Source organism: Arthrobacter sp. P1_B11 (genome assembly GCF_056406715.1).
Genome location: NZ_JBFTZQ010000030.1, coordinates 1 through 25,984, shown reverse-complemented (window position 1 = coordinate 25,984; position 25,984 = coordinate 1). Strand labels below are relative to the sequence as shown.

At 61.7% G+C, this 25,984-nt stretch carries 20 protein-coding genes and 4 pseudogenes; 19 read left to right on the top strand and 5 right to left on the bottom strand.

All coding sequences use genetic code 11. The annotated features are described in order from the left end of the window. Positions 1 to 431: 431 nt before the first annotated feature. The 14 genes and pseudogenes from AC1D14_RS18980 to AC1D14_RS18915 form a co-directional block, all read left to right on the top strand. Positions 432 to 1,528 (top strand): annotated as a pseudogene (locus AC1D14_RS18980) (transposase); the annotation flags it as partial. A gap of 506 nt (positions 1,529 to 2,034) precedes the next feature. Further along, a complete protein-coding gene (locus AC1D14_RS18975; RefSeq protein WP_476968991.1) occupies positions 2,035 to 2,622 on the top strand; it encodes a cupin domain-containing protein in 588 nt (195 codons plus the stop codon). Beyond that, the gene (locus AC1D14_RS18970) at positions 2,619 to 3,044 is read left to right on the top strand and encodes a nuclear transport factor 2 family protein (protein WP_476968990.1); all 426 of its coding nucleotides are present in this window, start codon (positions 2,619 to 2,621) and stop codon (positions 3,042 to 3,044) included. The genes AC1D14_RS18975 and AC1D14_RS18970 overlap by 4 nt, the downstream gene beginning before the upstream one ends. A gap of 440 nt (positions 3,045 to 3,484) precedes the next feature. Then, the gene (locus tag AC1D14_RS18965) at positions 3,485 to 4,510 is read left to right on the top strand and encodes a zinc-dependent alcohol dehydrogenase family protein (protein ID WP_476968989.1); all 1,026 of its coding nucleotides are present in this window, start codon (positions 3,485 to 3,487) and stop codon (positions 4,508 to 4,510) included. A gap of 32 nt (positions 4,511 to 4,542) precedes the next feature. Continuing rightward, on the top strand, positions 4,543 to 6,042 hold the full coding sequence (locus tag AC1D14_RS18960) for an aldehyde dehydrogenase family protein (RefSeq protein WP_476968988.1): 1,500 nt from the start codon (positions 4,543 to 4,545) through the stop codon (positions 6,040 to 6,042). Positions 6,043 to 6,239: 197 nt separating this feature from the next. Further along, a complete protein-coding gene (locus AC1D14_RS18955) occupies positions 6,240 to 7,022 on the top strand; it encodes a glucose 1-dehydrogenase (RefSeq protein ID WP_476968987.1) in 783 nt (260 codons plus the stop codon). Positions 7,023 to 7,072: 50 nt separating this feature from the next. Then, positions 7,073 to 7,480 (top strand): aldehyde dehydrogenase family protein, encoded by a 408-nt coding sequence (locus tag AC1D14_RS18950; RefSeq protein WP_476969018.1) that lies wholly within the window; start codon positions 7,073 to 7,075, stop codon positions 7,478 to 7,480. Positions 7,481 to 8,096: 616 nt separating this feature from the next. Next, the gene (locus tag AC1D14_RS18945; protein WP_476968986.1) at positions 8,097 to 9,209 is read left to right on the top strand and encodes a substrate-binding domain-containing protein; all 1,113 of its coding nucleotides are present in this window, start codon (positions 8,097 to 8,099) and stop codon (positions 9,207 to 9,209) included. A gap of 126 nt (positions 9,210 to 9,335) precedes the next feature. Next, positions 9,336 to 11,924 carry an ATP-binding cassette domain-containing protein gene (locus AC1D14_RS18940; RefSeq protein ID WP_476968985.1) on the top strand — a complete coding sequence of 863 codons (2,589 nt, stop codon included), beginning with the start codon at positions 9,336 to 9,338 and terminating at the stop codon, positions 11,922 to 11,924. 307 nt (positions 11,925 to 12,231) lie between these two features. Continuing rightward, entirely contained in the window at positions 12,232 to 13,107 is an 876-nt protein-coding gene (locus tag AC1D14_RS18935; RefSeq protein ID WP_476968984.1) for an ABC transporter permease, read from the top strand. A 232-nt stretch (positions 13,108 to 13,339) separates the two neighbouring features. Then, complete coding sequence (locus AC1D14_RS18930) at positions 13,340 to 13,834, top strand: cupin domain-containing protein (RefSeq protein WP_476968983.1); 495 nt, start codon at positions 13,340 to 13,342, stop codon at positions 13,832 to 13,834. A 182-nt stretch (positions 13,835 to 14,016) separates the two neighbouring features. Continuing rightward, positions 14,017 to 14,536 (top strand): annotated as a pseudogene (locus AC1D14_RS18925) (Re/Si-specific NAD(P)(+) transhydrogenase subunit alpha); the annotation flags it as partial. Next, positions 14,536 to 14,919 (top strand): annotated as a pseudogene (locus AC1D14_RS18920) (NAD(P)(+) transhydrogenase (Re/Si-specific) subunit beta); the annotation flags it as partial. The pseudogenes AC1D14_RS18925 and AC1D14_RS18920, both read left to right, overlap by 1 nt. A gap of 707 nt (positions 14,920 to 15,626) precedes the next feature. Beyond that, entirely contained in the window at positions 15,627 to 16,730 is a 1,104-nt protein-coding gene (locus tag AC1D14_RS18915) for an NADH:flavin oxidoreductase/NADH oxidase (protein WP_476968982.1), read from the top strand. Between the two features lie 36 nt (positions 16,731 to 16,766). On the opposite strand, the gene AC1D14_RS18910 is transcribed toward AC1D14_RS18915, so the two are convergent. From AC1D14_RS18910 to AC1D14_RS18890, 5 genes are all read right to left on the bottom strand, one after another. Next, the gene (locus tag AC1D14_RS18910) at positions 16,767 to 17,093 is read right to left on the bottom strand and encodes a helix-turn-helix domain-containing protein (protein ID WP_476968981.1); all 327 of its coding nucleotides are present in this window, start codon (positions 17,091 to 17,093) and stop codon (positions 16,767 to 16,769) included. 146 nt (positions 17,094 to 17,239) lie between these two features. Then, positions 17,240 to 18,409 (bottom strand): MFS transporter, encoded by a 1,170-nt coding sequence (locus AC1D14_RS18905; protein ID WP_476968980.1) that lies wholly within the window; start codon positions 18,407 to 18,409, stop codon positions 17,240 to 17,242. Between the two features lie 296 nt (positions 18,410 to 18,705). Next, entirely contained in the window at positions 18,706 to 19,374 is a 669-nt protein-coding gene (locus AC1D14_RS18900; RefSeq protein ID WP_476968979.1) for an NAD(P)-binding oxidoreductase, read from the bottom strand. A gap of 74 nt (positions 19,375 to 19,448) precedes the next feature. After that, the gene (locus AC1D14_RS18895) at positions 19,449 to 20,411 is read right to left on the bottom strand and encodes an alpha/beta hydrolase (protein WP_476968978.1); all 963 of its coding nucleotides are present in this window, start codon (positions 20,409 to 20,411) and stop codon (positions 19,449 to 19,451) included. A gap of 75 nt (positions 20,412 to 20,486) precedes the next feature. After that, positions 20,487 to 21,503 (bottom strand): zinc-dependent alcohol dehydrogenase family protein, encoded by a 1,017-nt coding sequence (locus AC1D14_RS18890; RefSeq protein WP_476968977.1) that lies wholly within the window; start codon positions 21,501 to 21,503, stop codon positions 20,487 to 20,489. A 125-nt stretch (positions 21,504 to 21,628) separates the two neighbouring features. Between AC1D14_RS18890 and AC1D14_RS18885 the strand changes: the two genes are divergently transcribed. From AC1D14_RS18885 to AC1D14_RS18865, 5 genes and pseudogenes are all read left to right on the top strand, one after another. After that, the gene (locus AC1D14_RS18885) at positions 21,629 to 22,513 is read left to right on the top strand and encodes a helix-turn-helix transcriptional regulator (protein ID WP_476968976.1); all 885 of its coding nucleotides are present in this window, start codon (positions 21,629 to 21,631) and stop codon (positions 22,511 to 22,513) included. Between the two features lie 312 nt (positions 22,514 to 22,825). Further along, positions 22,826 to 23,758, top strand: coding sequence for a fumarylacetoacetate hydrolase family protein (locus tag AC1D14_RS18880; RefSeq protein WP_476968975.1), 933 nt, complete (start codon positions 22,826 to 22,828; stop codon positions 23,756 to 23,758). Then, positions 23,755 to 24,732, top strand: coding sequence for an MBL fold metallo-hydrolase (locus tag AC1D14_RS18875; protein ID WP_476968974.1), 978 nt, complete (start codon positions 23,755 to 23,757; stop codon positions 24,730 to 24,732). Before AC1D14_RS18880 ends, AC1D14_RS18875 begins: the two co-directional genes overlap by 4 nt. Then, a complete protein-coding gene (locus AC1D14_RS18870; protein WP_476968973.1) occupies positions 24,729 to 25,487 on the top strand; it encodes an SDR family NAD(P)-dependent oxidoreductase in 759 nt (252 codons plus the stop codon). Before AC1D14_RS18875 ends, AC1D14_RS18870 begins: the two co-directional genes overlap by 4 nt. Positions 25,488 to 25,767: 280 nt before the next feature. Continuing rightward, positions 25,768 to 25,984, top strand: a pseudogene (locus AC1D14_RS18865) (MFS transporter); the annotation flags it as partial.

Below are 25,984 nucleotides of genomic sequence, written 5' to 3'. Positions count from 1 at the left end.
TTCCCGAGGAGAGCTTTCAGAGGATGATCGACCTTGGCGCCGTCGTTCTCGACCTGCGGGCAGCCTCTTCTGTGATTTTCGTGTGCTGATCGGATCGGGTGGGTACCTTTCCGGACATCGGCTTGGTCTCGATCGCCGCGCCCTTCGGGCTGGCGCGAGGAAACCAACTCGCTTCAGTTGTCGAAGCACACCCGGCAAAAATTCGCTTCACGGGCTTCGCGCTTTCACTCGGACTTGCCGCCGCGCTAATCGGCGGCCCGACCCGCTAATTGCAACGTGGCTCGTCAGCAACACCGGGAGCTATTCCGCACCGGCCTGGTTTCTGATGGCGGTAGCGGCACCTTCGCTGGTCGGAGCCCTTTTTTATGCGCGACGATCCCTCTCACACCGACGGCCCCGGCCGGTCGGGGACTCAATTCGCCGTGGCCAACCCGCAGCTGTTCAGCTACGGTTTTGAAACCCTCACCCGGGAACTGCGCACCCGGGCCTGGAACGCCGCCGGAAACCGGAATCCGGCCCTGTCCGCGACGGCCGCGGACACACTCATCATCGGCCTCGACGCGACCCTCGTGACCTCGCTCTCGGACAAGGAAAACGTCGCCGGAACCTACAAGTCCGGCTACGGATTCGCCCCCATCGCCAGCGTCGATTACGGGTCCGGCAACGGGTCCGGGGAAATCCTCACGGCCGTGCTGCAGCCCGGCCACGCCGGAGCGAACAGCGCCGAGGACCACATCCGGGTCTTCCACACTGCCGCAGTCCAACTGCCCGAGAGCGTTTTCAACCCCACCGGATCTGTGGCCGGGGAGAAGGTCCTGGTCCACGCCGACAGCGCCGGGGCGTCACGGAAGTTCCTTGGGCACCTGCATAGCCTGGGCGTGCAGTTCTCCACCAGCTTCACCCTGCCGTTCGGCAAGGCCCACGTGATCGACTGGATCAGTGACAAGGAGTACTGGCAGCCGGCGCTCGACCAGTCGGGCAACGACCGGACCGATACGTGGGTCATCAACGCCACCGACGTCATCCCGCTCACCGACTACCCGCCGGGCACCAAACTGTTCCCGCGCGCCGAGCCGCTGTACCCCGGCGCGCAGCCGACCTGCTCGATACCGACGGGCACCGGATCACCGCGCTGTTGACCAACTCCCCGCGCTTGGCACGGCCCGTTCCTGGACGCCAGACACCGTGCCCGCGGCGGGTGCGAGAACAGGATCAAAACCCTGAAAAATACCGGCCTGGGCAAGCTGCCCTTCTTCGACTTCGCCGGGAACCAGGCCTGGGCAAACATGGCAGCCCTCGCCTTCAACCACGTCTCCTGGGTCCAGCTCACCGCCCTCGCGGACGGCCATCACGCCAAAGCCTGGGACATCAAACGCTGGCGCTACCGGCTCTTCGCGACCGCCGGGAAAATCATCACCCGCGCCCGCCGCCACCAGCTCCTGCTCCCCGAATCAGCCCCCGAAAAGGACCTCCTGAAACTGCTCCTGGCCACACAAACCACCTCAAACAGTTGCCCTCCCCAGGCTGAAGAGACCCTCAGCCCTGTCCCGACGAACAGACCCGCCACCGGAAGTGGAACCAGCGCCCCCGAAGCGAACTCAAGGGCCACGCCCCACTGCCCGAAAACAGAAAACAACCGCCGGCCACCCCGCGGCCCTAATCAAGCATCATCACCGGCCATCATGAAAAATCGGGGTTAGCCGATGGCACGCGACGACGCTGGACCGTCGAGGCGCTGGGCCGTTGTGATCCACGACGGGCATAGCCCTCATCCCATGTAACTCAAGGAAACCACGCTGCTACGCGGAGGTTCTCAATTGACGCAACGAGTCGGGCCACGCGGCGGTTTTCAGTGGTCAATGCGGCAACCTTGACGCCAACATAAAAGATTGTATATAGTGCTTTTGAGACCCGAGTCACACGGTTGGGCACTTCTGCTCGATTGTGGCGAGACAGTCTGAACTCGCGAAGCTGAAGCTGAATATGTAGATCTGCACCTCGGCAACGTTGCCGGGAGAAGCCAAAGAAGGAGTAATGATGGTAGGAGAGCACCTAGATTATCGGGCACGCCGGGTCGTCACAGGTTTGGATGCAGACGGACGGTCCACCTTTGTCGTCGACGAGGAGACGCCCCACGTTGCCGGCACGCCCGCGTTCGCCGTCAACGCGGTGTGGCAAATGCCGACCTTGCCGGCTCCCACGTCGGATTACGACAGCCTGCAGGGCGAAGTCCGCACCCAGCCACCCTCGGGCGGACTCAACTACTTCATCTCGGTCTTTCCGCCGGATGCAGACTTCCCGATCAGGGCGACTTATGAAGAGTTGGAGTCAGTTGCAAGCGGTGACTTCCAACTTCGTTCCGAGAGCCCCGTGCCAGGAATGCATTCAACAGAGACGATTGACATCGTGACGGTGATCAGCGGCGAAATCTATGCCATCGTGGAAACGGGGGAGACGCTCCTACGAGCCGGCGACACGATAGTCCAGCGAGGGACGAATCATGCTTGGAGCAACCGAACCGCCAAGCCGTGCGTGATCTCGGCGGTGCATATAGACGCGATCAGACCCGCGGAACGGCCAGGGGTCGATGTCGAGGCGGCAGACTTGGCGGTTACCCAATGACTACCGATCGGACGGTAAAGGCGTGGAGCGCCGAGGACGACGCCGCCATTCGGGCGCTACACGCTCGATACATTTTGGCGGCCGACGAATCGCGCGCGCGAGAGTGGGCAGAATGCTTTACATCTGATGGAGTCTTCGCCGATCCCAAGTGGGGAACTTACGAGACGAGAGGTGTCCTCGAAGAGTTCGTCGGTGGCTATCACCAGAGCCTGAAGGAAACGGGGACTATACCGCGCCACATAGTCACAAACATCAATTTCGAGGTTGACGGGGATACAGCAAAGGGTTCTTGCTACCTCATCATCTACATGACGACCAACGGGGTTACGGAGCTGAAGACGATCGGCGGCTATCGGGACACCGTGAGTAACGTCGATGGGCAGTGGCTTTTCGCGCGTCGCGAGGTGTTCTACGACAACTGAATCGTGGGTCCCGGGGTCGCAGTTTTAGGAGCTTGCAAGGTTGAGGAAGCCCTAGCGGGCACGTTCGGCGGTGGCTCCGGGTGCAAGTCTCCTGTTCCGATGGGTTGTAAAGGGGCGTTGGGCCAGGCTCGGTAGCAGCTGACGACGTCGTCATCCCGGCGCCCGCCGTGTTCGCCGAGGAGGGCAGGCCCCACGTCGAGTGTGGGGTGCTGTCCCGGTTGCGATTGTAGTGGTGCAGCCATGTCGGAAAGCCGCAACAGGTCCGATGTTCAAGGTGCAGGGCCCGGGCCGTAGGCCCATTTGTCGGAGCATGCCGGCCCGAGGACTGTCACGGGGCTAATGGAGGGGCGTTTCTGCGCCTATTCCCCGTTGTCCAGTGCCATCGCATTCTCACGGCGCCGTCGGTTCCGTACACCGTCTGACCATAAAGGAGCATTAATATGAAAGCTGTTGTATTCCTGGGGGAAGATAAGCTCGACGTCCGCGCATATCCCGACCCGGTGCCGGGGCCGGATGAAGTGGTCATCCGAATGAAGGCCTCGGGCATGTGCGGCAGCGACCTCCATCACTTACACGGCCCGCTGCGTACCGGATCTGAGCTGGTCATCGAAGGACATGAACCGTGTGGAGTTGTCGAGCTCGTCGGTAACGCCGTGCGGCCCAGCGAGGCCAAGGTCGGAGACCGGGTGATGGTCCACCACTACGACGGGTGCCGGACCTGCCAGTACTGCCGCTCAGGCTTTACGCAGCATTGCCCGAGTGCGCGCACGATATATGGCGGGGACGGCGACGGCGGGCACGCGGACTTCATGAAGGTTCCCGCGCACGCGCTCATCAAATTGCCAGACTCTCTCTCGTTCAAAACAGGGGCGGCTATCTCCTGTGGCACCGGGACGGCGTTCGGAGCAATCAAGCGGGTAGGGCTGGCTGCCGACGAGACCGTGGCTATTTTCGGGCAGGGGCCCGTGGGTCTGAGCGCGACCATGCTGGCTAAAGCCTTTGGCGCCCGGGTTATTGCCGTCGATGTCGAGCCCTCGCGGCTGGAGATGGCCAAGCACTTCGGCGCCGACTACGTCATCAACTCAAGGGAGCAGGACCCCGTGGCCGCCGTTCGTGAACTGACGCGCAACGGCGAAGGCGCAGACAAGTCCATCGAATGCAGCGCCAACGACACAGTGCGCAGTCACGCGGTTCATTCACTCCGGCCTTGGGGAACCGCGTGCATGGTCGGAGTCTTCGGCAAGATTGAGTTGGACAGCGAGGAACTCATCCAGCTGCGGAAGACCGTCGTGGGATCGCTCACCTTCAGCAAGAACCAGCAGGAGGAATGCGCTCTCTTCGTGGCCGAGCGCGGTCTGGACGTTGAGTCCCTTTTCACAAACGAGTTCCGTCTTGACGAGGCGGAGCGTGCCTACGAGCTTTTCGATCAACGCCAGATCGGCAAGGGCGTCTTCATTTTCGATTAGCGGAATGTCATCGGTCAGGTGAAAGGAAAACAATGACCACATCCCAGCACGACTTCGCTCTACGCGAGCAAGCCAACAGTTTTTTGTCCCGCGACGTGCACCATCTCGTCATCGACGGGCAGAGCGTCCCGGCCGCGTCCGGGAAGACGATGACGACCGTCAGTCCGTCGACCGGTGAGGTCCTGGGGCGGCTGGCTTCCGGCGATCAGTCCGATGTCGATCGCGCGGTTCAGGCTGCACGCAAGGCGTTCAAAGGTCCGTGGAGCACCTGGAGTCCGTACGAGCGCCAGGGTTTGCTGACCAGGGTCGCCCAGGTCATGGACGACAGATTCGAGGAGCTGGTCCAGATCGAGGCGATGGACATGGGCGCCCCGGTCTCAAGGCTGCGCAACACAAAAGCCTCGCTGATGAAGATGCTGGCATTTTTCGCTTCCCAGGCAATGAACATCTCCGGCGAGACGCTGATGAATGGGATCCCAGGCAACGTCAGCACGATGACGTTGAAGGCCCCGGTAGGGGTCATTGGCGGAATCATTCCCTGGAACGCTCCATTAAACAGTCAGTTTTGGATCATCGGTGCGGTTTTGGCCAGTGGGTGCACCGCTGTACTGAAGCCGGCGTCGGAGGCTTCTTTGTCGGTGCTGCGGGTGGCCGAGATCCTCCTCGAAGCCGGCGTGCCGCCGGGGGTCATCAATGTCGTCACCGGCCCCGGAAGGAAAGCCGGGAATGCATTGGCGGCCCACCCTGACGTGGACCGCATCGCTTTCACCGGATCAACTGAGACCGGCCGCAGCATCATCGAGGCGTCCACCGTAAACATCAAAAAACTGCAGCTGGAACTGGGCGGCAAGTCAGCGGATATCGTGTGCGCGGACGCGGACCTGGACAAGGCGGTGCCGGGAGCTGCGATGGGGGTTTTCGCCAACTCCGGCCAGATCTGTTTCGCCGGCACCCGGGTGCTCGTCCAGAGGCCCATCGTCGAGGAGTTCACCGAGCGGCTGCTGGCGTTCATGGACACCCTGCGGGTCGGACACAGCCTGGACGACGCTGCCACCATGGGCCCGGTTATTTCACAAACTCAGTTGGACAATGTGCTGTCCTACATCGATATCGGCCGAGCCGAAGGGGCCGAACTGCTCTGCGGTGGCCAACGCCTTGGGGGCGAACTCGGGAACGGCTACTTCATGCAGCCGACCGTCTTCGGCGGCGTGACCAATGAGATGCGCATCGCCCGCGAAGAGATCTTCGGCCCGGTTCTGTCGATACTCCCGTTCGACGACGTGGACGATGCCATCGCTATCGCCAATGACAGCGACTATGGACTCGGCGGAGCAGTCTGGTCACAAAGCCTCTCCACTGCTCTTCGGGTGGTCCACGGCGTGCACACAGGCACGATGTGGGTGAACTGTTACGGCTACATCGATCCGCTAGTTGGATTCAGTGGAACGAAGCTCAGCGGGTATGGCGCCAAAGGCACCGCTGCACATATGGACACTTACTTGTACACCAAGAGTGTCTACGTGCAACTGTGAACGGCTAGACGAAGTGATGTGTGAGCAAAAAAATGCCGGCCAGTATCGGCAGGCGCCGTATGAAGCTCGGATGAAAAGACCACTCGATGCAAGACCTGGGTCGGCGGTTGCCGCTTCGTAATCAAGGCATGCGTGCCGGTTGGCACACCGTGAAACTTACAAATGAAAATCACTCCACTGAAGATATGGATAAGCACATGACAGATTCATCGCACTCCAATTTTTCCAACAAGGTCGCATTCGTCACCGGCGCGGGCAGCGGGATTGGGCGCGCAACTGCTCTGGCCTTTGCTCGTAAAGGAGCCAGCGTAGCCATCGCCGACGTGTCCGAGAAGGGTCTGGCCGAGACCGCAGACGCCCTGGCGGCGATAGGTGGTAAGTCGCTGTCGCTCACATGCGATGTGACCGTCGAATCCGATGTCAAGGATGCCGTCGCCAAGGTTGTCGCGGAATTTGGCCGCATTGATTCGGCCTTCAACAACGCAGGCATCGAGCACATGGGTGCGCCGGTTCATGAGTTGGATATGGATCTGTTCGACCGCGTCGTATCCGTGAACCTGCGCAGCGTGTTCCTGTGCATGAAATATGAACTCGCCGAGATGGTGAAGCAGGGCAGCGGCACGATCGTCAACACCTCCTCGGCAGCCGGGATCGTCGGCTATAAGGGCTTGTCGCCATACGCAGCCTCGAAATTCGGCGTAGTCGGCCTGACGAAGACCGCGGCACTGGACTATGCCAATCAGAACATCCGGATCAACGCGATCTGTCCGGGCATCATCGATACCCCGATGATCTCGCGCTACACCCAAGATACCGATGAGGGCCGCGCGCCCTTCATCGCGCAAGAGCCTATCGGGCGCATGGGCAGGCCTGAGGAGCTCGCGGCGGCGGTGCTCTGGCTGTGCTCGGAAGAGAGCAGCTTCACCGTTGGTCATGCCATGGTGGTCGATGGGGCACAGTCCGTGGGAATTTGGAGCTGAGGTGATAAACGGCAGGTACTACCCGGCGATTGGCCTTGATATCGGGGGGAATGGATTTATGTGGTATAGCCATCGCCAACAGCCTGCCGGTCGGCCTCGCCGCCTACGCCTTCACCAACTCGCTGGAGGAAGCTGAGCGTATCGGCAGGGTCTTGGAATGTGGTGTTCTGTCGATCAATCATTTCGGCGTGCCCGATGGTGACACGCCGTTTGGGGGGGGGGGTAAAGGAGAGTGGCTTCGGACGAGAGGGCGGACCGACCAGCCTGGATGCCTATCTGACCAGCAAGAACATTCTTCAACGCACGACCCGCGTCTAAGGGATCTCATGGCCCAACGACGAGCCGCTCCGATCTTAGCCAGTCCTCGCCCAGTATTCCGCATGCACAGCGTTCGACAGCTTCTCGCAATCCGCCGTCAGAGGCGCGAAGCGCAACATTTTTTAACACGAACGACATGATCCATGCCGCAAATGAATGGAGTCGGCATCGCGTGTCGCCGTCGAGCGCTAGCAAAGAGTCGGTGGTGCGGAAGGATCCACGATCCTCGCCTCCGGTGACGAGACCCTCTACTTCAGCATGGCGACCTTTGAGTTCTGGAAAGAACTCAGCAACGGCCGCTTCCATCCGTCGAAGAACACAGTGTGCAACCACGTCTACTTCGCGCGGAGTGATCTGCCCCGAACGCTGAGCGGGGGATGCGGGTCATCTTGAACAGATCTGTGGTGACCGCGCCTGGCCTGGCCGAACGTGCACCGCTGAAGCTGGCCATCATCAACCCGGACGAAGGCGTATGTGGCGCGCCTGTTCCAAAGCAGCAGTAACACGACAAGTCCAAGATCCGCCAGTTCTGTACCACAAGTTCCCCATCTCTAAAGAAGGAGAAGATCGTCAATGAAGACATCGTTCCATAGCCGGAGGCGAGGTGGCCAGTGGCCGCTAATCGCAGCCATTATGCTCACACTGTCGGTTACAGCATGTTCCAGCACCACAGGCGGGGGCTCGAGCAGCACTGCTGGGCCGGCGGGCTCCGCGAGCAACACCGCTGCGCCCGCTGCGCCTGTGGATCAGGCAGCTGTGGCTGCAACTGTCAAAAAGGCCTTTCTCGGCGACGTTGACCCGGCGTCTCTCGACCCGGTAGTGCTGAAGGCGTTGACCATTGCCTCCGTTCCCCTGACGCCCGAGCAGGAGGCTCTGCTGAATAAGTGCATGACCCAGCGTAGCTGCGAAACGGGAAACAGTCCCGGCAACCTGACGGTGGGAATCAACGCCGACTTCACGAACAACCCGTATTGGAACATCCGTCGCGCAGAGGCACTGGCGCAGGCTATTGCCACGCCGGAGATCGGAAAGATCATCTACACGGGCGCCCCTGACGGCAACATCTCCCAAGTCCTGGCGAACCTGAAGAGCCTCATCGCCCAGAGAGTCGACATTATCGTCGAGGACCCGGCCTTTGGCGCCGCAATTCTGCCCGCCGCTCAGCAGGCGAAGCAAGCAGGGATCGCATTCGTTACGGCTAACTCGCCCATCCCAGATGGGGACACCAGCTCGGTGACCACGCAGATCCCGTTCCCCCTATGCGACTCAGGGACCAACGCGGTCAAGTCCATTTCCTCTCGTATCGGAAAAGACAAGGGCTACGCCTTCTATACGGGCGTCCCAGGCAACGCCTACCAGGCGTCCTGGTGGCCCTGCGCGGAGGCGGAGCTCAAGAACACGAACAGCACGAAGGCGCTTGAGGGCTTTACCCAGTGGACCTCGCAGGGCACTGCGGCGGCCGCTGACGCGCTGGTCGCGTCCGGCAAGGACGTCGACGCGCTGCTCTCCGACGACTACATCGACCTCTTTGTCAAGCCCTACATCGACGACAACAAGAACCCGCCGGTGACCTTCAGTAATACGCCGCATTACTCGACATTTGGGCTACTCAAGCAGGCCAAGGACAAGGGCCTGACCGCAGACTCATTCGCGGCCAACGGCCACGTCTGGTTCGTACGAATGGGGATCACCGCCGGAGTGGCCGCCAAGACCGGCCAGACCGTCCCTCAGGTCATCAAGGTCCCGAACCCAGTGACGTCGATGGCGGACCTGACCTACCTGGATGAGCCGGGCATGCCCGCAAACGCGCCGGTCCCGACGCTCCTCACGGTGGCGCAGGCACAGAAAGCGATCGCTGCGAACGGCTGATTCCACCTCCCCTTTGGTCGGGCCGTGCCGCAAAGCGCGGTCCGACCAGAGGAAGGTGATTCGGCGCACTGGGTTGAGATGTTCACAAAACGGAGCTGGAGCAAAGGAAGGGGGCGAGCCAGCAACATGGTCGTAAAGGAAGCAGGTGCAACAAGCATCATGGTCGCAAAAGAAGCAGGTGCAACCAGCAACATGGTCGCAAAAGAAGCAGGTGCAACCAGCAACATGGTCGCGCGAGGGGGACAAGCCGTCGCGTTGACGCAGGTGTCCAAGTCGTTCCCCGGTGTGAGGGCACTGGCTGATGTTAACTTCGACTGCCTGCCCGGTGAGGTTCACGCCCTAGTGGGCGAGAATGGGTCAGGCAAGTCGACGCTAATCAAGGTTGCCGCCGGGGTGTTGACCCCGGACTCGGGCCAAGTTCACATCGCCGGTGAACTGCTCACGGCACGGGCAGGAGTCAATCACGCGCGCCGGCTCGGGCTGTTCACAGCCTACCAAGACACTTCGCTCGTGCCCGAACTCACGGTGGCAGAGAACATCGCACTATCCTTTGACACGGTAGGTCAACCGCGACCGACGGACCTGCGAAAGAGCCTGGTAGAGTACGAGCTACCGTTCGGTCCGTCGGAAACTGTGTCGAGCCTGGGACCAGGTGCGCGTCAGTTGCTCGAGGTGGCCCGGGCGATGCTCCATGACCCAAAAGTTCTGCTCCTCGACGAGCCGACCGCAGCTTTGGACATGCGCCTAGCAGCTCACTTGGGCGAGCTGATCAAGCGGTCCCGGGACAAGGGCGTTGGCATCGTCTACGTCAGCCATCGCCTCGAGGAGGTCCGGAACCTCGCTGATCGACTCACCGTGCTGCGCGACGGTGTAATCCAAGGCAGCTACGGTTCCCGCCAGTGGGATATCGACGAGATCGTGGAGCTTATGGTCGGTGCGCCAACCAAGCTTGAGTTTCCGCAGCGTTCCGGACGTCCTGCCGGTGCACTGCGACTTGAGGTGAAGAACCTAGCAGGAGCCAGTTTCGGCCCGGCGTCCCTCAACGTTCGGGCTGGCGAAATTGTCGGAGTCGCTGGCGCTGAGGGCAACGGTCAGCGTGCGCTGTTGCGCGGTATCACCGGCATCGAAAGCGCGACCGGCGAGGTAAAGCTCGACGGTGAGTCGTTGGGCAGGGTCAACCCGAGGTCCGCCTTGGAGGCCGGGATCAGCTTCCAGAGCGGTGACCGCGCGGCTGAGTCCATCTATCCCCGGATCTCGGTGATGGACAATGTCACCGTGCAGTCAGGGTCTGCCAGTGGGCCTCTGGGACTAGCGCTGCCTCGCCGTTTGCTCGCAATGTTCACCCGGGCCACAAGCGAGCTCGGTATCGTTAGTGCCTCGCCATACCAGCCGATCGGGGCACTCTCCGGTGGAAACCAGCAGAAGGCGGTTTTGGCGCGATCGATCCTACGCCGTCCCAAGGTTTTGGTTGTCGACGAGCCCACGCAGGGTGTGGACGCACGCGCCCGCATGGATATCTATCGGGTGCTTGCCGATGCAGCGGAGGAGGGGATCGGCGTTCTCGTCAACTCATCGGACTCGTCCGAGCTCGCCGGAATCTGCGACCGCGTCTACGTCATGTCGCGGGGTAGGGTCGTGCACGAACTCGTCTCACCTACGACAGAGACGGAGATTGTCCACAAATTCGTCAGCGCAGCGGGTGTCGAATCCGACAGCCCGGCCCTTGCAGGTCGAAGCTCACCGTTTAGACGACTGCTCCTTGGCGGGCGGACTCAGATGCCGGTCGCCGTGCTGCTCATACTTTCCACACTGCTAGCTCTATTTGCCGGCCAAACCTCCGACGTCTTCTGGACTGGACCAAATCTCGCCAATCTCCTTCTCCTCAGCCTCCCTCTCGCTTTTGTCGCCATTGGTCAGCAGTTCAGCATGCTGACGGGGGGCTTCGACATCTCCGTTGGCTCAACGATGAGTCTCAGTGTTGTGCTGATATCGATAACGCTCCCCAACGTGGAGGGCCCGCAGCTGGCCCTGACGCTTGTCGCGCTGCTACTCCTATCCTTAGCGGTTGGCCTCTTCAACGCATTCCTAGTCACCAAACTCAACATCAGCCCAATCGTCGGGACCATTGCGACCCTCAGCATCGTGCAAGGCACTGCTATCGTGCTCCGTCCTCAACCAAGCGGCGTGATCGCCTTGGAACTCGGTGAGTGGTTCAGCCTGGGCGTGGCCTTTATCCCCACAGCATTTGTGATCGTGCTTGGCGTGGCAGTAGCACTCGAGCTGTGGCTGTATCGCACACGGGCTGGCCTCGGCGTGCGCGCTACTGGCTTTGACGCTGAGTCGAGCGGCAGAGTAGGACTCAAAGTGGGAGTTGTCAGAACGGTCGGACTGATCGGGTGCGCCCTGGGTGCCGTAATCGCCGGTGTTTGCCTTGCTTCCCAAACCGGCATTGGCGCCAATGACGTCGGCGCGGGCTACGCGCTCCCATGTTTCACGGCAGTCTTCCTCGGCGGCGCGGTACTGACAGGCGGACGAGGGTCATTTATTGGCGCGATGCTGGGCGCTGTTTTTTTGGCTCTCGTGGAGAACGTAACGCCACTCATCGATTTGCCGGACGGACTCCGGCCGGTCTTGTTCGGCTTGATTCTGCTGCTGGCCGTCACCGCCTACGGGGCGGCCGAGCACGGACGCGCCGGAAAGCGAGCTGCCGTATGAACCGATGGAACACGCCAACATTTGGCAACCGGGAATTCCCCGATAAGGGCGACAGCCATCACATCAGTTACGCGGCCCCGCTCACCGCGCCCTTGCAAGAGGGACGTCGCGAGACGAACACCCGCACGCGCCCAGACCAGCAAACACCACAGCCCAGGAGCGAACGATGACCAGTTCTTCCATCACTACGGACCTGAAGTATCGGTATCCCTCGCGCTACAGGGCGGCCTGGGGTGCAATGCTGCTACTAGTCGCTGCCGCCCTGTTCGTCGCTCCCGCCGCGATTCGTGGAACCTCGATTCAACTCGTGAGCGCACTAGCGGGCATCCTGGCGCTCGCGGCCCTGGGCCAGATGCTGATCGTCATGCTCGGCTCGATTGATCTATCCATCCCGTCGATCGTTGCCGCGGCCGCGGGCATAACCGTGCACTACGCCGACTCGAACACCACGGCCGTCGTCGTGGGTGCCCTGGGAGTAGCCGTTGCGATCAGCTTGGTCAATGGACTCCTAATCTCAGTTCTCGGGCTCAACGCCGTTGTCGTGACACTCGCAACGTTCGGTATCGTCAGCGGCGCGATCGTTATCTGGACAGGTGTGGCGTTTTCCAATAGCGGCGCAGCACCCGCAGTCCTCCAAGAGGTCACGGGGCTTAACTTGTTTGGCATCAACATCTGCTTAATCATCGCAATCCTGGTCGGTGTGTTGCTTTATGTCGTCCTGACGCGCACCCGTGCTGGTCGCCGTGTGGCGCGCGTTGGTGACAATCGCCGCGCCGCTCGAGCCCATGGCATTGGCGTCCGCAGGATCGAGCTGTCGACGTTCGCTGGCGCAGGGCTGCTATACGGAATGGCAGGAGTACTGGTGGCTGGGTTCATCGCAACGCCGGACATCTCCGTGGGCACGCCATACCAGCTCGCCTCCATCACCGTTGTCGCCATTGCGGGCGCGGCGTTCACCGGGGGTCCAGCAAGTATCGCGAGCGTGCTGTGCGCCAGCGTCTTCCTGACCCTGCTCGATCAGATCCTGACAATCATGGGCCTCTCGGCCGGCCCCCGAGTAATCGCTCAGGGCGTCGCACTGGCCCTCGCCATCGCAGTGCTCACCCTCGGGGAGTTCGCAATCACCAGCGTGCGACGAGTCCTGCGCCGGCCAGGCGGCGGTGAAGCAACTCTCGCTCGCTGACCCAGCCGGAGCGCGGTTTACAACAGGCTCGAGCGTTTCGACGCAACAAGACTTTCGAGACGAGGATCATCCATGAAGAAACCGATTTTCGCATATGCGCACCAATCAGCTTCATTCGATGGCGCGTCACCGATTGACCACGGGCCAGGGAAAGCGGCCATCGTCCTCGGCACCTGACCGCATCGGCACGAGTGCCCAACAGAATGTGAACGCCACCAGAAAGGACTACTCCATGCAACTTGAGAACCCTGACCTGTCCCTCTTTGCTCGTCGTGTAATCGTGGGCGTCAACGGCACCGCGGCGTCGACGGTCGTAGCCGACGAGCGAAACCTGCCCCGCACTCAGCTCCCCAATGGGATCCTGCTGCAGGAGCTGTGGCAACAGCGGAATATCCCCGCTGAGCCAAACGACCGCCCGGACCCCGAGTGGACACTGGGGCCTGCCGCCCCGGCGGAAGGAGCCGTCGTTCGGATCCTCACGGTACCGGCCGCGAACGGCCTCAAGCTCGCAGAACCGGATATGCACACTGACCCCTCCCTACACGTGATCACGATGCTCGCGGGGGAACTGATCGTCATACTAGAGGACGGTGAGGTGACGCTCGGCGTCGGAGATTCGATCATATTGCGGGACAGCATGCATGATCTCCGAAACGTGCAACCCCGACCGGCAACGTTCGTGAACACCTCCTTCCCTCTCGCCAGGAGTGAGTCAGGTGACCACTGAGGTCTTCTTATCCGCCCAGCGGTCAGTGCGCGGTAACGCTCAAACGGTCCAAGTTGGCATGGCGTAGAGAGGTGGCACGTCCACGTTTTGCTGAGTAGTTCTTCGAAGAAATGAATCGATACCTGGTGAACCGGGTAGTGGGGTTTTGCCGGATCCGGTTACAGGGATGAAGGTGAGTAGACGTGACACGAATTGGCATTGTGGCCGAGTTGGGTCGCGAGGCGAGGGTGGCGGCAACGCCTGTCACCGTGGGGAAGTTGTTGGATTTGGGCTAGGAGGTTGTGGTCGAGAAGGGCGCGGGGGAGGCCGCATCGTTCCGTGACGATGCGTATGCCGAGGCGGTGCGGTGATTGTTGGGGCCGATGAGGCGGGGGCTGCGAGGTGGTGTTGCGGATCAATCCGCCCACTGAGGAGGAGATCGGCCGTCTGGCGGAGGGTGCGACGCTGATTGGGTCCCTGAGTCCGGGCCTACGTCCGGAGTTGGTGGAGGCTTAGGCGGCGCGGCCGGTCACGGCTTTGGCGTTGGACTCGGTGCCACGGATTTCGCGGGCGCAGTCGATGGATGTGCTCAGTTCGATGGCGAACATTGCCGGGTACCGGGCAGTGATTGAGGCAGCGCACGAGTTCGGCCGGTTTTTCACGGGACAGGTGACGGCTGCGGGCAAGGTCCCGCCGGCGAAAGTGCTGGTCGCCGGTGCCGGTGCGGTGTGAACGTCCGCTTCGGCATCCACCCCGTCGCCGGGCGCCTGCCCGGGCATATGAACGTGCTCCTCGCCGAAGCCAAAGTCCCGTACGACATCGTCCTGGAAATGGATGAAATCAACGAAGACCTCGGCGACACCTCGGTGGTCCTGGTGATCGGGGCGAATGACACCGTCAACCCCTCAGCGGCCGAAGACCCGGGAAGCCCCATCGCCGGGATGCCCGTGCTTCGGGTTTGGGAAGCCGAGAACGTGGTCGTGTTCAAACGCTCCATGGCCGCCGGCTATGCAGGAGTCCAAAACCCCCTGTTCTTCCGCGACAACTCCCAGATGCTCTTCGGCGACGCCAAACAACGTGTGGAGGACATCCTCCGCGCGTTCTAACGAAAAGAAGAGACCATCGAGACGGAAAGTTCTTCGTAATGGTCCTAGTGACACGGCATTGCGCTCAAGTGTGCCGGATCGGGCTGACCGTGCGGTGGAGTCACCTCACTCCGACAAGCCATCGAAATCGGTGAAATTTCCGCGTCCGCTTGGGGGGTCTCTTTACTAGCGCCATGAGTTCTCGTTTCACTACAGGCACGAGCTGTTGGCGCAGCACGTCACGGGCTGATGCTCCTTGGCGGGTCGTAGCCCGGATCTCCCATCGAGCTGGGGTCTCTTAAACACCTGTCTAATCCAAGGAGTAAAAATGACCAGAACGAACGCCCAGGTGCCGAACATTACAGCGACAGATAGGAACGCCTTAAACGCCTCCTACACCAAGCGGAACGGCAGACACTTTCCTCGCGATAGTGCGATGAGGCTCAAAACTGGTTTTCCCAAAGAAGAGCAGCAATTTGAGGGTTCTCACACGTCTGCCTTGGTGCGGGCCCGTTCAGCCCAGTATGTTTCCCCGGTGGCGCTTGATGAGGTTTTTCTGCCTTCACCTTGGAACCTGCAGATCATTTTGGGACGTAGACCGCATTCACCGTCCCCGCGGTGCGCCCGTGCTCACTTCTCAACCTGCCGAAATGAGGCAGATCCGCGCCAAGGTGACTGTCAATTCACACGCGGGAACAGCCGCGGTGGCGGCACAGTTAAGGCTTCACATGAGTAGGCTTTTCGAACCGGTAACCCTGACAACCCCGGACGGCACCGGACTGCAGCTGCGTAACCGCACGGTGTTGGCACCGATGTGCCAGTATTCGGTGAGTGCACGCGACGGAGTGCCGAACGACTGGCATCTGGTGCATCTCGGAGCTAGGGCCGCCGGAGGCTTTGGGCTCGTCGTCGCCGAGGCAACCGCGGTAGTGCCCGAGGGCCGGATCTCCGACCGCGACGCCGGGCTGTGGAACGATGCGCAGCGCGACGCGTGGAAGCCCGTGGTGGATTTCGCACACGCGCAGGGGGCCGCGATCGGCGTCCAGCTGGCTCACGCAGGTGGCAAGGCTTCAACCTACCCTTGGTTGCCCGAACAAGTAGAGGGTTCCGTCCCACTAGAAGCCGGCGGCTGGCTGACAGTGGGCCCGTCGTTGACGGGCATCTTCGGGTTGGAGCCGCCGCAGGCCATGGACATCGACGGCATTCACGCGTCCGTCCGGGCTTGGGCGGATGCCGCACGCCGAGCGGACGAAGCGGGGTTCGACGTCGTCCAGATCCACGGTGCCCACGGCTACCTCATCCACCAGTTCCTCTCTCCGTTGACCAACCACCGTGAGGACGCTTACGGGGGCAGCTACGAGAACCGCACCCGGTATGCGCGCGAGGTCATCGCGGCGGTGCGTGCTGTCTGGCCGGACTGCAAACCTCTGGCGATCCGTCTTTCCGGAGACGACTGGGTCGCGGGCGGGTGGCGGCTGGCTGACACCGTCCGTTTTGTCCGCGAGGCGCGCGAGCTCGGCGTCACCGCATTCGACCTCTCCAGCGCCGGCATCGGGGCGTACCGTGGCCCCTCCGGCCCCGGCTTCCAGGTACCGCTCGCCTCTGCAGTGCGCGAGGCGCTGGAGGGCACAGATTCGTTCGTCACCGCCGTCGGACTACTGACCGACCCGGCGCAGGCGGAACACGTAGTAGTCACCGGGCAGGCCGACGGAGTGAGTGTTGGCCGTGCTGCCCTGAAGGACGCGCACTGGCCGGCGAACGCTGCGAAGGCCCTTGGAGTCGCCCGTGACGGGAACCCACGCGCGGAGCAGTACTGGCGTGCCGCCTGGTAGCGGCCCATAGTCCGCCACGGTGGCCACGGGCGACCGTCACCGCCTTGATGCCCGTCGGACGGCCTCTCGCGTTATGATCCATCCGAGGGCGCTGTGCCGGCGATGGGCTTTATACCATAGACTCTTCGAACGCGACCTCAACGACGACATTGTGATGGCATGGTTTGCCGCCGGAATGGTTGTTGTGGGGCGCGCGAGGGAGAATAGATGCTCGCGTTCGACGTCGCTGAGCTTTAGCGCGCGGGCGATGGCATTCAGCACGCTGTTGGAAGCCCCGCGAATCTTGCCGCGTCCGAGTTTGGTGTAGTAATCGACGCTCACGCCAGCGAGTACTGCAACCTCCTCGCGTCGTAACCCGGACATGCGCCGCTCCCGCCCCCGTCGGCAGACCGCCTTGAGAAGGGGTGAGGGCTGCGCGCCGTGAGTCCAGAAACTGGTGGATCCCGTCTTTCATGCTCACCGCTTTCCTGCTGGTTGGCTTGTCAGCCCACTCACCGTCCTCACCTCAGCTATGCCGGAATGCTCTGGCGTTCCGCTGTCTTGGCTGGCTGCCGGAACAGGGGCGTGCGCGATACGGCGATGAGCGCGACAGCGACGGCGGCGAATATCCATCCACTGTGAACGGCTCCCGGCATGCCGTTCAGGGTGATGAAGGTCGCTCCAATGGTGCTTCCTGCCAGAACGCCGACATTGCCAGCTGACGCGAAAAGGCTCGTGACAAACTCCGGTGCTTCGGGTGCCGATGAGATTGTCCAGACCTGGCTTACCACCATCCCTGCAGAGTGTGCGGCACCCCACACGAGGCAGACGGGGAACAAAGCGGCGAACGAGGCAGAGCCAAAGATTAGGAGAACCCCGTAAGCGATGGAGAGCACGACGGGGTAGAGCAGCGCGGTCAGCAGTAGGTTACGGGCCAGGAGGCGGCCAGCCAGGAGGTTTCCGACCACGCCACCGGCCCCGAAGATCACCAGAAGGACGCTCACCGCTTGTCCGTCGAGACCCGCGACGCGCTCAAGATACTCAGCCGCAAACCCGTACACCGAGAGCATCGCCCCGAAGACAAACACCGCTTGGATCAGTGCGAGCCAAAGTACGGGATTCTTCAAGACGCGCACGGTGCTGCCGAACGATGCCCGCTTCGATGAATCGGAGCGGGGAACCATGAAACAAACGCCAATCGCTGCGGCGAAATTCGCGATCGCGGCGAGGTAGAACGCTGATTCATAAGAAAGTGTCGCGGCGATCCAGGCCGTGAGCGGAACACCGAGCACCATTCCCAGGCTGGTCCCGACAAAAGCGATCGCGGTGGCTTGGGCCGCACGCTGCGGCGGGAACAGCGAGCGAACCGTCGCGAACGCGACCGAGAAGAACACTGCGTGGAGCAATGCACCAGGAATGCGGATCGCAAGAAGCGCCTCGAAGCTGGGGGCGTGCGCCGACGCCAGACTACACAAACTGAAAACCAGCAAAGAGACCGCCAGCAGCATGCGCCGGTCAAAGCGCCCCACGAACAGAACGATGACAGGCCCGAACACCGCGACAATCAGAGCGAACGAGCCCAACAGCCAACTGGCCTGCATGATCGAGATGTCATAACGCGCAATGATCGCCGGCAGGATGCCGACCACCCCGAACTCGATGAGATAGAGGCCGAAAAGTCCAAACGTGATGAAGAACAACGCGGCGTTGCTTCTTAAGGAACTGCGTGAAGAATTAATCGAAGTCATAAATCAGAGGTCTCTCGCTCAATGGGTTTCGTGCACGTTCGGATGTTCCTGGGCGTGGCTTCGTCATCGTCACCGCGCCCGTTTTGTAGTGATGCAAGCGAAATTTCGTTTCGCTTGCATCACTACGAAACCGGAGATCGCCCGATACTGGGAGGGCGCGATGGACCCCCTCACGGAACCACGGGCCCGGAAGGATATGAGGCTGCGGGTGGGTCGCGGTTAGGCGCCCTCTCCCCGCTGACGGCGGTTTACCGGCGGGGGCCCACGGAGCCGGCAATTGCGGTTACTGCCTCGGAGATTGGAGTCTGTCCGTCGGTGACCTCAACGATTGTGCGGCTGAAGCTACTGTCAGGGAGTGCTGTGGCGATGAACTGCACGAGGTTGTCGCGCCGGATATTGGCTTCCGGGAGTGCGAGACCGGCCGTGATTCGTCCGTCACCGGGCTCGTCGAGCAGGTGGCCTGGGCGGACGATGATCCAGTCGAGGTCGGTGCGGGTGAGGTAGCCGTCGGCGGCCTTCTTCACGCGGAGGTAGTGCTCGAAACCTTCACCAAGACCGGAGGTGCGTTCGGAGTCAGGGAATGCGGAGACGAGGACGAATCGTGAAGCACCAGCCGCGGCGGCGGCGTCGGCAGCCTTCTCGAGCCCCTTGCCGTCGATGAGGGTGGTCTGGTCCTTTCCGGTGCCGTGGGCGCCGGCGGAGAACACCACGGCGTCATGGCCGGCGATCTTGGCGGCGAGTTGATCAACCGTGTCGTGGACCAGGTCACCGGTGACGGGTACGGCGCCCGTGTTCGCGATGGCATTTTGTTGATCAGGGTTCCGGTGCATGCCGCTGACGGTGTGGCCTTGCTCGATGAGGACCGATGCAAGTCGCTTTCCGACTCCTCCGGCTGCTCCTATCAGGAATACTCTCATGGTGTGGCTTTCTGGTTGGGGGCTTGCAGGTGCGGGGCCTCCGCCAGGAGACCCCGCACCTATTCTTTGGATGCTTAGACGAGGTGGTTGGCGAAGAAGGCTTCGAGCTTGTCCAAGGGGATGAGGTCGGTCTTGTCGTAGAGGTCAACATGGCCGGCGCCGGGGACGATGTGCATCTCCTTGGGCTCGGACGCCGCCTGGTAGGCGTCTTCACTGAAGTATCGCGAATGCGCGTTCTCACCGAAGACGAATAGCAACGGCCGCGGCGAGATGGTGTCGATGTGACCGAGTAGCGGCAGGTTCATAAACGCCGGAGTGCTGGTCGCAGTGAACGCGGTGATCGCGTTCGGGTGGTAGCCGCGGGGCGTGGAGTAGTACTCGTAGAACTCCCGGCTGATCGGGTTGGTGTCCTCGCCGACCTCTTCCGGGGCGCCGCGGGGGGTCAGTGTCGCGTGACCGTTTTCGAAGTCGGCCCACCGCTGCTGCCCGATCTGGTCCAAAAGGTCGTCGCGGTCCTCGTCGGTCATTGAGTCGCCGAATCCGTTGCGCTGCATCCGGCTGATGTCGTACATGCTCACGGTAGCGACGGCTTTGATGCGGCGGTCGATCTGAGCGGCGGCGATCGCGAAGCTGCCGCTTCCGCAGACACCGATCGCGCCGATCCGCTTCCGGTCCACGAATGGACGGGTGCCAAGGTAGTCGACGCCGGCACTAAAGTCTTCGGCGAACAGCTCAGGGGAGGACAAGTGGCGGGGGCTGCCGCCGCTGAAGCCGTTGTAGGAGGGGTCGAAGGCGATGGCGACGAAGCCGCGGCCGGCCATCTGGCTGGCGTGCACGCCTGCAGCCTGCTCCTTCACCCCGCCGTAGGGAGGGCCGACCACGATGGCCGGGTAAGTCTGGTCCGGATCGAAGCCTGTGGGGAGGTAGATATCGGCGGAGAGGTCGATTCCGTATCGGTTCGGGTAGGTGACGGTTTCGCGGGTCACGCCGGGCGCGAGCTCGAATGTGTAGGTGTTTGCGGTTTGCAGCTCAGTCAATGTGTTGCTCCTTGGTGATGGAAAATTGCTGGCCGCCGTTGCGGAATTGGACTCCGGCGACGGCAGTGTTGTGGGTTAGATGGTGAGCAGCACCTTGGTGGCGCGGCGTTCGTCCATGGCTTTGTAGCCCTCGGGGGCTTGATCCAGGGGCAGGGTGAGGTCGAAGACCTTGCCGGGGTTGATCTTGCGGTCCCAGATCAGCTGGATCAGATCGGGCAGGAAGCGGCGTACGGGGGCGGGTCCGCCTTCGAGGTGCACTCCGGTGAAGAAGAGGTCAAGGCCGTTGAGCTCGACTTCGTGGCCGACGCCGACGTAGCCGATGCGTGCGCCGGCACGTGCGGAGTGGATCGCCTGCCACATCGATTCCTGGGTTCCCACGGCTTCAACAACGCCGTGGGCTCCGTATCCGCCGGTCATCTCCTTGACCTTCGCGGCGCCCTCGGCTCCGCGTTCTTCGACGATATCGGTGGCACCGAACTCGCGGGCAAGCGCCTGCCGCTCCGGGTGCCGGCTGAAGGCGATGACACGCTCGGCGCCGAGCTCCTTGGCGGCGAGGATCGCCAATAGTCCGACAGCGCCGTCCCCAACCACGGCGAGTGTCTTGCCCGGCCCCGCCTCAGCTGCGACTGCTGCGTACCAGCCGGTGCCGAGCACGTCGGACGCTGCCAGCAGGGACGGCAGCAGATCTGGGTCTGGTACTCCGGGAGTGAGGACGAGAGTGCCGTCGGCGTGGGGAATGCGGGCGAGTTCGGACTGGGTGCCGGTCATGAATACCCGGTGGATGCATCCGGACTGGTAGCCGGCCTGGCAGTTCTCGCACGTGTTATCGGACGCGACGAAGGAGCCGACCACGAAGTCACCGACCTTGACGTTCTTGACCTCGTCACCGATCTGCTCGACCACGCCCACGTACTCGTGGCCCATATGGGCCGGTCCGTCCAGCTTGTCGATTCCCCGGTACGGCCAAAGATCCGAACCGCAGATACACGATGCGGAGAGCCGGATCACCGCATCGGTGGGCTCGATGATCTTTGCGTCCTCGAGTTCTTCGACGCGAACGTCACCGGGGGCGTACATGACAACACCACGCATAATTGTTTTCCTCCTAAATCGGGTATAAACCAGTCAAGCTCCATTTCCGCGGGCGTGGGAGTCACTGTTGAGGGGTGTACCGAGAGGGAACCCCTCGTTCGGCCGCGCCCATCTACCCTTGAAGCATGGATAACAGGTCTGAAGTGCGTGAGTTCCTGATGTCTCGACGTGCGCGACTCACGCCAGACGAAGCGGGACTGCCCGCAGGGCCGAATCGTCGAGTGAGCGGACTGAGGCGCAGCGAAGTCGCTATGCTCGCCGACGTCAGCGTGGAGTACTACGCCAAACTCGAGCGCGGTTCGATCGCCGGTGCCTCCGCGTCCGTGCTCGAATCCCTTGCTCGTGCCCTCCGCCTCGACGACACCGAGCGTGCGCACTTGTTCGACCTTGCCCGGGCTGCCGATGGCGTCCCCGCCTCCGGGAGGCCCCGCAAACGCGCCACAACCACATCCGGGGCGCGGCTGAGCCTGCAATGGGTGCTGGAAGCAATAACGGAGGGTGTCGCATTCGTCCGTGACCCGTACCAGAACCTTCTCGCGGCCAACGCGTTGGGCCGCGCCTTCTACTCGCCCGTGATGGGCGCTGGCGGCCGCATCCCGAACCTCGCGCGGTTCCAGTTCCTCGACCCCGCCTCGCACGACTTCTACCCGGACTGGGACCTGTTCAGCGAGATGTGCGTCGGCATCATGCGCACGGAAGCCGGCCGCGACCCTCACGACCGCGCAATGCAAGATCTCGTGGGAGAACTGTCGACACGCAGCGAGACATTCCGTGGTCTATGGGGCGCACATAACGTGCGGACCCATGGCTCCGGGACAAAACGATTTTGCCACCCTGTCGCCGGTGAACTTGTCCTGGCCTACGAGGAACTCGCGATCACCGCCGAGCCGGGCCTGGTGCTCATGGTTTACACCGCAGAGCCCGGTTCCCCATCAGCGGAACGACTTCGCCTCCTCGCGAGCTGGGGCGCACGCGAGAACACCGCCGCCGAACGGCACCGCACCGCCTGACCGTTCCCCGAGTCTCACCCTCACCCACACCGAGGGGGGTTATTGCTGCGAGGCACGTTGCTCGTTTCATTCTTCGGGGCCGTAGTTACACATTGTGCCCCTCTTGCCCTCCAATTCCCACGGGCCTTTCAAGCCTTCAGCTTGGTTTCAGCATGCCTGCAGCGTAGCGGTTAGGCACTCACATCGGATCACAGTGAATAGGCCTTGAACCCCTGTTGGAAGTCAATGTGCGACCGGACCTACTGTTGTCGTGATGGCAGTCACATCGGTGGTCCGCCAACAAAACACACACTTTAGTTAAGGAGCAAAACCTTGAAGCTCGCAACATTTGTCCACACAGGGGAGAAGCGGGTTGGCGTGGTTGACTTGGAAAATCGCCTGGTCCTGGATGTCCAGCGGGCCAACGTCCGCCAATATGGGCACTCTTCAGCAGACCTCGCTGACATGTTAGCTGTCATAGACTCCGGTACTTCAGGCATAAAGAAGATCGAGGGACTGGCTGCTTCTGCCCACCCCGAGGACCACTTCAAGCTCGACGAGGTGGAGCTGGCTGCCCCTCTTCCGAGGCCCCGACAAATTCGAGACTTTCTCCTTTTCGAGAAGCACATTGTCAACGGACTTGTTGAGAAATCCAGGATCATGGGCAAGGAAGCCAGAGTGGCTCCCGAGTGGTACGAATTGCCCACCTATTACAGGGGCAATCCGTCGACAGTAATCGGCCATGAAGCCGAGATTCAGCGACCGGTCTACACCGAGTTGCTCGACTTCGAGCTTGAATTGGGATGCATCATCGGTCAGCCCGGCCGGGACATTGCCGTCGCTGATGCGACCAATCACATTTTTGGTTACACCATTTTTAACGACGTGTCCGCTCGTGACATGCAGTTCCGGGTGGCCCCGGTGGGAATGGGACCGGGGAAAGGGAAAGACTTTGACACCAGCAACGTCCTGGGGCCGTGGATCGTCACCGCGGACGAAGTGGGGGACCCCTACAACCTCACCATGACGGCTCGCGTAAACGGCGAGGTATGGGGCAGCGGCACCAGCGGTGACATGCAGTTCAACTGGTCGGAGGTGATCGCTTTCATCTCACAGTCTGAAACCCTCGAAGCCGGCGAAGTCCTTGGCTCAGGAACTGTCGGCACCGGCTGTGGACTCGAGCAAGGCCGGTACCTCGAAAACGGCGATGTTGTAGAACTCGAAGTTGAGCGTATCGGCACTCTGCGGAACAGGATCGCACTATGAACGTCCCTCCCGATGGCAACAACCTCATCGACCTCGGGGCAGGCAACTTCGCCTACTTCCAGAAAGGCGGCTCGTGGGGGTGGAGCAACGCCGGTCTCGTTACGTCTGAGGGTGAGTCCCTCCTGGTCGACACACTCTTCGACCTACCAAACACCCAGACGATGCTTGATCAGTTAAAGGCTGCTACTCGTGCCGCCGAGCGCATCGAGACGCTCGTTAACACGCACCATGATGGTGACCACGTGAACGGCAATCAGCTTCTTCCCGGGGCTCGAATCATCTCCTCGAAGGCAGCCACAGACGCCATGGCCGCCAGAGCATCAACCAAGGGCATCAAGGACCTGCTCGGCTCTGCAGAAGACCTAGGGACTTTCGGGGACTTCCTTCAGGACAACTTCGCTGATTTCGACTTCTCGGGAATAAAGCCCGTGCTGCCGACAGAAACTTTTGTTGGCGAGACTGCGGTCTCTGTCGGCGCCAAGCAGGTTCGGCTGGTCCAAGTGGGACCAGCGCACACGCAGGGCGACGTGCTCGCCTACGTCCCGGAGGACAATGTGGTCTTTGCCGGCGATATCCTTTTCAATCGGTCCCACCCCGTGGTGTGGGCGGGTCCGCCGTCCCGGTGGATTGATGCTTGCGACCTCATCCTGAGCTGGGATGCGGAGTACATCGTCCCGGGACACGGCCCATTGGCAACCAACGATGACGTCAGAGCCCACAAGAACTACTTCGAGACGTTACTTGAAATCGGTGCCGAGCTGAGGAATAAGGGGCTCACATCGCTGGAGGCAGCCCACGAAGTCAAACAGCGGAACCTGTGGCCGGACCTCGGGGAATGGGAACGCCTCGTCGTCAACCTCGCTGCCGTCTATCAGCAACTGGGTTCTGCGCCCACCTATGCCAAGCACATGGACGCTTTCGCTGCCATGGCTAATTTTCGATCTGCCTACTCTGCCCTACAGGAGACGCCATGAACCTCAACGGAAAAATCGTTGTCCTCACCGGGACCACCGGCGGGATCGGCACTGTCACCGCACGCACCTATTGCGAAAATGGAGCGATAGTCATCGGCACTGACCTCGATGCAGAGGCCGGCGCGAAGCTCGAAGCAGAATTGACCGCCGACGGCTACAACTTCAGTTTCATCAGCGGCGACATCACCCAGGCATCAACAGCCCGGAATATCGCCCAGATCGCCAGTGACCGCCACGGTCGTGTGGACGTTCTCCATAACAACGCAGGCGTATTCGTGACCAACTCAGTGCAAGAAACCACTGACGAACAATGGGATCTGGTCCTCAACGTATCCCTCCGCGGCACCTTCCTGATGACGCGCGAGCTCGCGCCTCTCATGCCACGGGGAGGGTCCATCATCAACATGGGCTCAACCTTGGGTCTGGTCGGTGCTGCCGGACGGGCAGCCTACTGCGCCGCGAAAGGCGCCATCATCAACTTCACCCGGGCTTCGGCCCTTGACTTGGCCCCGAACGTGCGGGTCAACGCCATTTGCCCCGGCGCCGTTGACACGGCCATGCCGCGCAGCATCCTTGCGGCCATGACTGAGCAGGACGCACAAGACTACTGGACGCACCTGGAGCAGGCCCATCCACTGGGCAGGGTCGCCCGAGCCGAAGAAATCGCCTCAGTAGCGCTCTTCCTGGCAAGCGACGCGTCCTCGTTCATCACAGGCACAGCCCTCCCGGTCGATGGAGGATTTACGGCCAAATGACCAAGGGCTGGTCCTTCACAGGCAGCCTGGCGCTTCGTGACCCACGTATTACCGCTAGGGCAGCGAACTCCCAGCGTCAGCACGTATGCGTTGCAACTCGTTCCCAACTGGGAATTCGCGAGTCCTGATGCGGTGAGGGCGGCTCATTTCCCCGGCCTTTCAGGACTCAAGTTTCGTTCACCCATCAGCTGCCGCAAAGAAGCGGAAGCAATGCCTCAAGGAGGGCACATTGAATAGCAGCGACCGCAAAGAAGCGGAAGAATTGCCTGTAGGAGGGCACATGGACAACACACCAGTTTTGACCCCGGCTGACCGGCGGCGCGCGATCAGCGCCGGAGCCATCGGTAATTTCATCGAGTGGTTCGACTTCATTGCGTACGGCTCAGTGGCAGTGTTTCTTGCGCCACTCTTCTTCCCATCGACAGACCCATTGACGTCTCTGCTCTCGGTGTTCGCCGCGTTTGCGGTCGCTTTCGTGGCCCGGCCGCTGGGCGGGG

Coding starts and splice junctions, on each gene's coding strand:
- AC1D14_RS18940 (WP_476968985.1), top strand. CDS start 9,336: ATGGTCGTAAAGGAAGCAGGTGCAACAAGCATCATGGTCGCAAAAGAA.
- AC1D14_RS18930 (WP_476968983.1), top strand. CDS start 13,340: ATGCAACTTGAGAACCCTGACCTGTCCCTCTTTGCTCGTCGTGTAATC.
- AC1D14_RS18965 (WP_476968989.1), top strand. CDS start 3,485: ATGAAAGCTGTTGTATTCCTGGGGGAAGATAAGCTCGACGTCCGCGCA.
- AC1D14_RS18900 (WP_476968979.1), bottom strand. CDS start 19,374: ATGAGAGTATTCCTGATAGGAGCAGCCGGAGGAGTCGGAAAGCGACTT.
- AC1D14_RS18970 (WP_476968990.1), top strand. CDS start 2,619: ATGACTACCGATCGGACGGTAAAGGCGTGGAGCGCCGAGGACGACGCC.
- AC1D14_RS18955 (WP_476968987.1), top strand. CDS start 6,240: ATGACAGATTCATCGCACTCCAATTTTTCCAACAAGGTCGCATTCGTC.
- AC1D14_RS18875 (WP_476968974.1), top strand. CDS start 23,755: ATGAACGTCCCTCCCGATGGCAACAACCTCATCGACCTCGGGGCAGGC.
- AC1D14_RS18890 (WP_476968977.1), bottom strand. CDS start 21,503: ATGCGTGGTGTTGTCATGTACGCCCCCGGTGACGTTCGCGTCGAAGAA.
- AC1D14_RS18950 (WP_476969018.1), top strand. CDS start 7,073: ATGGATTTATGTGGTATAGCCATCGCCAACAGCCTGCCGGTCGGCCTC.
- AC1D14_RS18910 (WP_476968981.1), bottom strand. CDS start 17,093: ATGTCCGGGTTACGACGCGAGGAGGTTGCAGTACTCGCTGGCGTGAGC.
- AC1D14_RS18975 (WP_476968991.1), top strand. CDS start 2,035: ATGATGGTAGGAGAGCACCTAGATTATCGGGCACGCCGGGTCGTCACA.
- AC1D14_RS18915 (WP_476968982.1), top strand. CDS start 15,627: ATGAGTAGGCTTTTCGAACCGGTAACCCTGACAACCCCGGACGGCACC.
- AC1D14_RS18960 (WP_476968988.1), top strand. CDS start 4,543: ATGACCACATCCCAGCACGACTTCGCTCTACGCGAGCAAGCCAACAGT.
- AC1D14_RS18885 (WP_476968976.1), top strand. CDS start 21,629: ATGGATAACAGGTCTGAAGTGCGTGAGTTCCTGATGTCTCGACGTGCG.
- AC1D14_RS18870 (WP_476968973.1), top strand. CDS start 24,729: ATGAACCTCAACGGAAAAATCGTTGTCCTCACCGGGACCACCGGCGGG.